This window comes from Chitinivibrionales bacterium (assembly GCA_014728215.1).
GTDB lineage: Bacteria > Fibrobacterota > Chitinivibrionia > Chitinivibrionales > WJKA01 > WJKA01.
Genome location: WJLZ01000075.1, coordinates 1 through 8,015 on the forward strand (window position 1 = coordinate 1; position 8,015 = coordinate 8,015).

Sequence of the window (8,015 nt, forward strand, 5' to 3'; positions counted from 1 at the left end):
CATAAAAACAAAACTCATACCTGTCTTGCCCAAAATAGAACACTCATTACGCTGATCAAGCCGGCATTCACTGGTAGGAAATTTAACAATTTTAAAACACCCGCGATAGCATTCGAACATATAACGATACCCTGTAATCATCGATCGACCTTTTCTGCAAACGCATCATTTCCCCTTCATGCATCGAAATCCGATGCCTGGCCGTCGAGCGTCGGGTTTGCAACGGTCCCGGGCTGCCGGACGAAGGGCACGGTCGGGATTTTCAAAAGAGCCGCCCCGTATCACCCGGTGCGTTCCTTCTTCGGGACCGGGAGGATTTTCACGGGGGGTTTTTTCATAGTAGCGGGCATCATACCAGTCTGCACACCACTCCCATACATTACCGTTCATATCATGAAGTCCATAGTTATTGGGTTTTTTCTTCCCTACCGGATGAGTCGTGAATGCGGCATTGCTTTCATACCAGGCAAAGCTGTCGGCTTGTGTATGTTTTGCCCCCCAGGAGTAGATCGTCTGTAAACCGCCTCGTGCAGCATATTCCCATTCGGCTTCGGTGGGAAGTCGTTTGCCGGCTTTCTTACAATAGGCATTGGCTTCAAACCAGGTCACCCGTTCGGCAGGACATGTCGGACATGTTTTATTGAACGATGGATTACTGAAAATCTTCTTTTTAAACTGCTCCTGGGTAACTTCGGTCCTGTCCATGAAAAATCCCGATATTTTGACTTCATGATAAGGGCCTTCTTCATCATCGGCGTCGATAGTACCCATTGTAAAAACCCCGCCGGGAATCCACACCATACCGTTGGGCGGATTTTCAGGTGAAACCGTATCCTTTGACAACAAAGAGGATTCAGAAGCTACTTCGGGAACTGCAATGAGAAAGAGGACGAGAAGAGAGAGAGAAGTGAAAAGTCGTGGGCCGAACAACATTATTGTTTTCCAGTATCGCCGTCTTTTGGAAAATATCAATCGGAAATTTCTTTTTTGATGTCCCGGACAAGGGCACGTGCGTCACTATACCCCGGGCGCAAGGTAATTGCACAGGAAAGCTCCTTCAACGCCCGCTCGTAATCTTCAATATAATAATACCCTACCCCCAGGCTATAATGCAAGTCTGGATCACCCGGGCGGGACCCCACAGCCTCCGAAAGCTCCTGTACCGCATCCTTGTACCTGCCGGCCCTCAGCAGCATTGTTCCGAGGTTCTTGGAAATATTTTCGAGTCCGGGATCGCTGAGCTTTGCTCTCCTGAGGGCCGTCACCGCATCGTTTATCCGACCGAGATAGGCATAGGAAATTCCCGCATTGCCCAGGGCCTCGGGAAATTCTTTCAGCCCCTCGAGCGCTTCAGCATAAAAAACAACCGCCTTTTCATGAAGTCCCCGTATGCGACATATATTTCCCAGATTATACGACAACGCGGCGGCGACTTCTTCTCTTGTCAGGTTTTTCATGGTGTACCACGGGCGACCAGCAACGCCGTATTTTTCTCTATACCGCTTATCGGTATAACAATATCCCCTCCGGTTCGGCTCGAGGTTGAACCGGGCCGTATCATTATCAAAACGCACAAAAAAATGGGTGGGAATAATAACACCGTGAAAAGGGACCCCGGTCTGTTCGGCTAAAATAAGAAAGAGAAGCGAAACCCCCAGGCACGAGCCGCTTTTCCGCTGGAGAATCGTATGGGGAAAGAGACCATACAAATTGGTCCGGTTCGAATCGAATCCGATACCCCAGGTCTCGTAAATCTGCTTGATAAACAGCCCGGCAACCTCTTCAGGACCCATGGATTGCGTGATGCTCATTTTTAACTCCTCCGACGCCTTTTCGACAACCGATGAAAACGCTTTCGGGGTGGGAAAAGACGGCTCGATATCCCGCCGCACCACCTCTGCCGCGGAACAAACCATTGCCATATACGATTCATCATCGATGGCTTCCTCCTTTTTGCCGCTACAGTCAATTAAAAGCGCTGCGCCCATAATAGCACATACATAGACAATCCCCAAAAAGTTTTTTGTCCTCATTCTCTTTAGCAAACTATTTCGCCCCCCGATTCCTCATCAATCATTTCTCGTCCCCCCAGAACTTTTCCCCTACCACAATCTCCTTTCCTTCCCATACAAGCACGCCCTGCTTTTTCAGGCGCAGCAGAAGACGGGAAAGGGTTTCCGGCGTTACGCCGATCGATGACGCCATCGCTTTTTTTGATATGCCCGGAACGATTCGGTTCTTCATGCCGTAGTGCTCCTTCAGAAAACCGGCCAGTCGAACATCAACATCCACCGACTGCTGATCTCTGAGCCGTTCGGTGAGGTACCGCTGTTTTTTCATGAGGAGTACGAAAAAATCGTTGCGAAATGATTTGTTGTCTAAAAGGCAGTACATCTGATGTTTTGGAAGAACAAAGAGCAAACTCTTCTTTATCGCCGTCGCCGTCACCGGATACCGGTCTTGTTCGAACAGGATAACTTCGCCAAACACCTCTCCCGGACGAACGACTTTCACGATAACTTCACCGGCGTCTTTGGTCCGTTTTCCCAGCTGGATATTCCCGGTCCCAAGAAGATACAGCGCAAACCCCCGCTCACCTTCCCTGAAAAGCATCCGCCCCTTTGCAATCTCCTTCGGGACGGCAATATCGGCTAAAAGATGCTTGCTTTTTTCTGAAAGCCCGCCGAAAAGATCGGTATGATTGAGCAGAAGAAGTATATCCATACATAAAAAATAACATTTATTGATCCACATCAAGGAAATCGGGCTGAAAATCGTGCATATTTATAAAAGAAATAATGGAGTAATGGAGTAATAAGGAGCAAACCATGAAACGACAAATTATTACAATCGATGAAGACAAATGCACCGGCTGTGGCTTATGTATTCCCAATTGTCCCGAGGGGGCTATTCAGCTTATCGACGGCAAGGCGCGGCTGGTGAGTGATATCATGTGCGACGGTCTTGGTGCCTGTCTGGGCCATTGCCCCGAGGGTGCGATTACTATCGAAGAACGGGAGGCTGAGCCCTATGATGAGAAAAAGGTCATGACCAATATTGCAGCTCAGGGTGAAAATACGATAAAGGCCCATCTTAAGCACCTGAAAGAACATAATGAAACTGAATTATACAAACAGGCTGTTGAATATTGTGAAGAAAACAATATCGAACTACCCGACAGGAAGGAGGAAACCATGGCAACACCGCCATTTACCGGATGTCCCGGTTCCCGAACCATGGAATTTGAGCGCAAAAAAGCTGCTGCAGAAGCCCCATCAGCTCCCCGGCAATCACAGCTTACCCACTGGCCGATTCAAATGCATCTGATTTCACCGAATGCGTCGCATTATCAGGGCGCCGACCTTCTTCTGGCCGCGGATTGCACGGCATTTGCTATGGGAGGTTTTCATAACGATTACCTGAAAGGAAAAACCCTGGCGATCGCCTGTCCCAAGCTCGATGAAGGGAAGGATATTTATCTGGATAAGGTGAAAGCCCTTATTGATAATGCAAAAATAAACACCCTGACAGTCATGATCATGCAGGTCCCCTGCTGCGGCGGACTCCTCCAGCTCGCCCGCCGGGCGGCAAATGAAGCAAAGAGAAAAGTCCCGGTCAAATGCATCGTTGTAGGACTTGAAGGGAATGTTTTAAAAGAGGAGTGGGTGTAGAGGAGAGCGAGATTGAAGATCACGATTGAAGAGGAATCTTTTGCTTTACCTTTCAACGTCACTCGGCCCCCAATCAATAAATAGAAGGAGTCTACAATGGCAGACAAAGCAAAACCGATCGATGAAAAACTCATAGGCAGGCCCTTTTCTTGCGCCGATCTGATTGCGTATCAGGAAGGGTCGGTGGTGAGTCGGACAATTATCAATAAACCCGAAGGAACCGTCACTGCATTTGCCTTCGACAAGGGCGAGCGGTTGAGCACTCATTCGGCGCCCTATGATGCACTGGTGGAGATTGTTGACGGCACCGGTCTTATTACCATTGAAGGCACCGAATTTAAGCTGGAAACCGGACAGCAGATTATCATGCCGGCCAATAAGCCGCACGCGGTCGATGCGCCGGAGCGGTTTAAGATGGTGCTGATTATGATTAAATCGAAATAGAATTTTTTGACCATAGTTGTATACCCTCAAACAAGGAGTTATTAATGAAAATGTTTTGCTATCAATGTGAACAGGCCGCCAAGGGTACCGGATGCGATGCCTCGGGCGTGTGCGGCAAGAAACCCGAAGTCGCCGCGTTGCAGGATATTATTCTTCACCAGCTCTATGCTATCGGCTACTGCGCGCATCAAAAGCGACAGAAAGGGCAAAAGGATGATGAGGTCGATCGCTTTGTTGTTGAAGCGCTCTTTTCGACTGTTACGAATGTCAATTTTGATTTCGAACGTCTCAAGCGAATTATCCGCAAAGCCGACGAACTCAAAGGAAAGGCTGAAAAGAATTTGAGCGGTCCGATGCCAAAATCGGTTGCCTTTGTTCCTGCTCAAACCGATGATGAGCTTATTGCGCAGGGAACTGAACTGGGTATCCTCAACACCCATTCAAACGAGGACATACGGTCGCTGCAGCACCTGCTCACCTATGGACTCAAAGGGATGGCCGCCTATGCCGACCATGCGTTTATTCTGGGGAAAAGTGATGACGCCATATTTTCCTTTTTCCATGAAGCACTTGCCTTTCTTAACAAACCGAACCCCACTGTCGACGAACTGGTCGGTTTGTGTCTCCGGTGCGGCGAAATGAATGTGCGTACCATGGAGATTCTGGATGAAGCCCATACCGGGCATTTCGGGCATCCCGAACCGACCACGGTATCCACCTCCCGTAAACCCGGACCGGCCATTGTGGTCAGCGGGCACGACCTTCTGGACCTGGAGGCCCTTTTAAAGCAGACCGAAGGCACGGGGGTGAATATTTATACCCACGGAGAAATGCTTCCGGCCCACGGCTATCCGGGTCTGAAAAAATATCCCCATCTTGCCGGTCATTTCGGAACAGCCTGGCAGAACCAGCAGAAAGAGTTTGAGGGCGCTCCGGCTGCATTCCTTTTTACGACCAACTGTATTCAGAAACCGCGCAACAGCTATATGGACCAGGTCTTTACCACCGGCCTCGTTGCCTGGCCCGGCGTGACCCACGTAGACAAAAGCGATTTTTCCGCAGTTATCGAAAAGGCCAAAGCCCTTGGTGGTTTTGGGGCAAAAGAAGGCAGAAATCTCATGACCGGTTTCGGGCATAATGCCGTCATGAACGTAGCCGATAAAGTCGTGGATGCGGTAAAGAGTGGCGCGATTCGTCATTTCTTTCTGGTTGGCGGTTGTGACGGCGCGAAGCCCGGACGGAATTACTACACCGAGTTTGTCGAAAAAACGCCGAAAGATACGGTCGTTATGACTCTTGCGTGCGGAAAGTTCCGATTCAACCATCTGGATATCGGTGATATCGGCGGTATACCGCGCCTTTTGGATATCGGCCAGTGTAATGATTCCTACTCCGCGATCAAGATTGCGCAGGCACTGTCGGAAGCCTTTAATTGCGGGATCAACGACCTTCCCCTCTCGATGGTACTCTCATGGTATGAGCAGAAAGCGGTGGTAATCCTTTTGTCGCTTCTCCATCTGGGCATAAAAAACATTCGCCTGGGGCCCACACTGCCGGCATTCATTTCGCCGAATATCCTCAACTTTCTTGTGGAGAATTACGGCATTGCGCCGATCGATGACCCGCAGAAAGATCTGGATACGCTGTTAAATGCAGCATGATATACAAACAGTTGTTATGCATTTGTACAAGCAGCGACAATATACTTACTAAGCGAATCGGCTACCTTGTGGCATGGCCTTGCAGGCCATGCCTACCTTTCAGGCCATGCCCCTGGTGCTTGGCATCTGGGTGACACGGCGGCTGATGGAACCGACAGTGGTGACAATGGGCCGATGATTTACCGCCGGTGAACGAAAGCAGATTCAGACCGGAAATGGTCTCACGCTTGCATATAGTCATACATCGGTTATTGCTCTTGATGAATTTGCGATCGTTGTCTTCTGCTGACTTTTCTACTAGTGCACGAGCAGATTGGGGATAAGCTGCGATCCGTCGCTCGTCACGTTGAGTACATAACTCCCGGAGCCGAGCGTGCGGTAGGACACCGTGACGGCCATGCCGGTTGCAGGGCGGCGCGTCGCGCACGATTGTCATTCGTTGAAATTATCAGTAAATGCAGGGCCTCAGTTACCGCTCTGTGCATTGCAGTGACCGTTCCCGCCGCCGACAATCCCGGCGAGAGCATTGGGACGGGGAGAACTTATAAACTTTCCTACCGTGAGTTTCCGGGAAAGTCAGCCAATTGATTTGCGACATTTGCTGTGATGGTGATCACATGCGGTGCATTCGCGCAACTCTTTGCTGCCGGAACACCGAGAAGACCACTGCGTCTACGTGATTGATTCATAAGGCGGTTGAGCATATGTTGTGAGTGGCACTATGCTTGATTTCTCTCTCCGTTTTTTTGCCCAGGAAATATTCCCGATCATCATCGTTGGCGAATAGCAACTGATTTCGCACCCTTTATGACGCGAAAAGACCGAACATTAGCTGATGTAAAGAGAGTTTCTTTATACGCTCACCTAGTTCCCGAAAAATCAAATTGTCTATAACCGGCCGGTTCTCTCTCCCTTTACGCCGCTTTTGAAATGGGGAAAAAAGAGGGTTTTAAAGGAATACCTCCATCCACTGTAAGCACTTTATTATATCCTTGTGGTAATTAGATTATTTTCTAAAAGCTTCCAATGCTGTGAAACAATATCGAGGAGGATATGAGTATGGGTGGTATATACTTTCTTCTGCCGGCGCTTCTGGCGATTTTTATCTCTTTTCTGGTTGTTCGGGCTGCTGCAATTATGCTCATGATGACCGGTCTTGATCAGCGACGGGCCCAGTTTCAGGCCCTTTCGGCGTTCTCAGGCACCGGTTTTACCACCAAGGAAGCCGAAACCGTGGTGAATCATCCTGCCCGGCGGAAAATTATTACCCGGCTTATCATCCTTGGTAATGCCGGACTTGCAACGATTATCGTCACCGCAACATCTTCACTGGTGACAAGCCAGGGATTTGCTATCCCTCTCAATGTTGTGGTCCTTCTTATCGGAATATTTATCATCTATAAAATCGCGACCCGTCAGAAATTCGTGGAAAAATGGGAAAGCTTCATCGAACGGCGGATTATCAAGGCCTCGAAAATCGAAGAAGGCGCCATCGAAGATCTCCTGCATCTTATGGAAGGCTATAGCCTCGTCAAGGCGATCATGACCGAAAACGCCCCCTTCGTAAACAGCTCTCTTGCAGAATGCCGTCTCAACGAACAGGGGTTGCTTATCCTTGGTATCGAGCGGGAAAAAAAATGGATACCCATTCCAACCGGATCTGAAATAATTCAAAATGGCGATAAAATCGTTGTTTACGGTCCTCTGAAAATACTCAGGGAAAAATTCAGCGAGCATAAGTCCGATTCAAAAACAACTCGTGAATTCAGTTCGGTGAAAAAAGAAAAAAAATGAGCATACACCTGCATGTATGCTCATTTCACATTCCGTTCAGTATTTAAAATATTCTTCAGGTTCTTACTCTGCCGAAAAGTTCAACGTGTCTCCTTCGGCGCGTACTTTCACTTTGCTGCCTTCACCCAGTTCTCCGGCCACAATCATTCTCGAAATTGCAGTCTCGAGTTCCCGCTGGATTGTCCGTTTCAACGGCCGGGCGCCATAAACAGGATCGAATCCGGTTTTTGCAAGATACTTCCGGGCAGAATCGTCAGCAGCAAAAGTGATATTCTTTGACGCCAGCAGTCTGCCAAAGCGCTCGAGCTGTATGCCGACGATCGATTCGATGTGCTCCCTGGTAAGGGAGTGGAACACCACGATCTCATCGACACGGTTGAGAAACTCGGGCCTGAAATGTCTCCGCATCTGATCGAGCACGGTCTTCCGAACATTTTCGTAATCC

Annotated in this window: 9 protein-coding genes; 5 read left to right on the plus strand and 4 right to left on the minus strand. The window is 49.1% G+C overall.

From position 1 onward, the window contains the following. Positions 1-165 precede the first annotated feature (165 nt). Genes GF401_05290 through GF401_05300 form a run of 3 tightly spaced genes read right to left on the minus strand, consistent with a single transcriptional unit; the run spans position 166 to position 2,754 of the window. A complete protein-coding gene (locus GF401_05290) occupies positions 166-933 on the minus strand; it encodes an SUMF1/EgtB/PvdO family nonheme iron enzyme (GenBank protein MBD3344457.1) in 768 nt (255 codons plus the stop codon). Between the two features lie 35 nt (positions 934-968). Further along, complete coding sequence (locus GF401_05295) at positions 969-2,033, minus strand: tetratricopeptide repeat protein (GenBank protein MBD3344458.1); 1,065 nt, start codon at positions 2,031-2,033, stop codon at positions 969-971. Between the two features lie 40 nt (positions 2,034-2,073). Continuing rightward, positions 2,074-2,754, minus strand: coding sequence for a cyclic nucleotide-binding domain-containing protein (locus tag GF401_05300; GenBank protein MBD3344459.1), 681 nt, complete (start codon positions 2,752-2,754; stop codon positions 2,074-2,076). A 74-nt stretch (positions 2,755-2,828) separates the two neighbouring features. On the opposite strand from GF401_05300, the gene GF401_05305 reads away from it, so the two are divergent. The 5 genes from GF401_05305 to GF401_05325 all read left to right on the plus strand — a co-directional run bounded on the left by GF401_05305 (position 2,829) and on the right by GF401_05325 (position 7,570). Then, on the plus strand, positions 2,829-3,671 hold the full coding sequence (locus GF401_05305; protein ID MBD3344460.1) for a 4Fe-4S dicluster domain-containing protein: 843 nt from the start codon (positions 2,829-2,831) through the stop codon (positions 3,669-3,671). A 96-nt stretch (positions 3,672-3,767) separates the two neighbouring features. Then, positions 3,768-4,115 carry a cupin domain-containing protein gene (locus tag GF401_05310; protein MBD3344461.1) on the plus strand — a complete coding sequence of 116 codons (348 nt, stop codon included), beginning with the start codon at positions 3,768-3,770 and terminating at the stop codon, positions 4,113-4,115. Positions 4,116-4,165: 50 nt separating this feature from the next. Next, positions 4,166-5,776 (plus strand): hydroxylamine reductase, encoded by a 1,611-nt coding sequence (gene hcp / locus GF401_05315; protein MBD3344462.1) that lies wholly within the window; start codon positions 4,166-4,168, stop codon positions 5,774-5,776. 300 nt (positions 5,777-6,076) lie between these two features. Continuing rightward, positions 6,077-6,364, plus strand: coding sequence for a hypothetical protein (locus tag GF401_05320; protein MBD3344463.1), 288 nt, complete (start codon positions 6,077-6,079; stop codon positions 6,362-6,364). Positions 6,365-6,829: 465 nt separating this feature from the next. Beyond that, the gene (locus GF401_05325; GenBank protein MBD3344464.1) at positions 6,830-7,570 is read left to right on the plus strand and encodes a hypothetical protein; all 741 of its coding nucleotides are present in this window, start codon (positions 6,830-6,832) and stop codon (positions 7,568-7,570) included. A gap of 63 nt (positions 7,571-7,633) precedes the next feature. On the opposite strand, the gene GF401_05330 is transcribed toward GF401_05325, so the two are convergent. Then, positions 7,634-8,015, minus strand: a 382-nt coding sequence (locus GF401_05330) for a hypothetical protein (protein MBD3344465.1), incomplete at its 5' end; no start/stop codon positions are given.

Excerpts from the sequence above, each read along its gene's own strand:
- GF401_05290 (MBD3344457.1), bottom strand. The coding sequence starts at position 933 with ATGTTGTTCGGCCCACGACTTTTCACTTCTCTCTCTCTTCTCGTCCTC.
- GF401_05295 (MBD3344458.1), bottom strand. The coding sequence starts at position 2,033 with ATGAGGACAAAAAACTTTTTGGGGATTGTCTATGTATGTGCTATTATG.
- GF401_05300 (MBD3344459.1), bottom strand. The coding sequence starts at position 2,754 with ATGTGGATCAATAAATGTTATTTTTTATGTATGGATATACTTCTTCTG.
- GF401_05305 (MBD3344460.1), top strand. The coding sequence starts at position 2,829 with ATGAAACGACAAATTATTACAATCGATGAAGACAAATGCACCGGCTGT.
- GF401_05310 (MBD3344461.1), top strand. The coding sequence starts at position 3,768 with ATGGCAGACAAAGCAAAACCGATCGATGAAAAACTCATAGGCAGGCCC.
- hcp (MBD3344462.1), top strand. The coding sequence starts at position 4,166 with ATGTTTTGCTATCAATGTGAACAGGCCGCCAAGGGTACCGGATGCGAT.
- GF401_05325 (MBD3344464.1), top strand. The coding sequence starts at position 6,830 with ATGAGTATGGGTGGTATATACTTTCTTCTGCCGGCGCTTCTGGCGATT.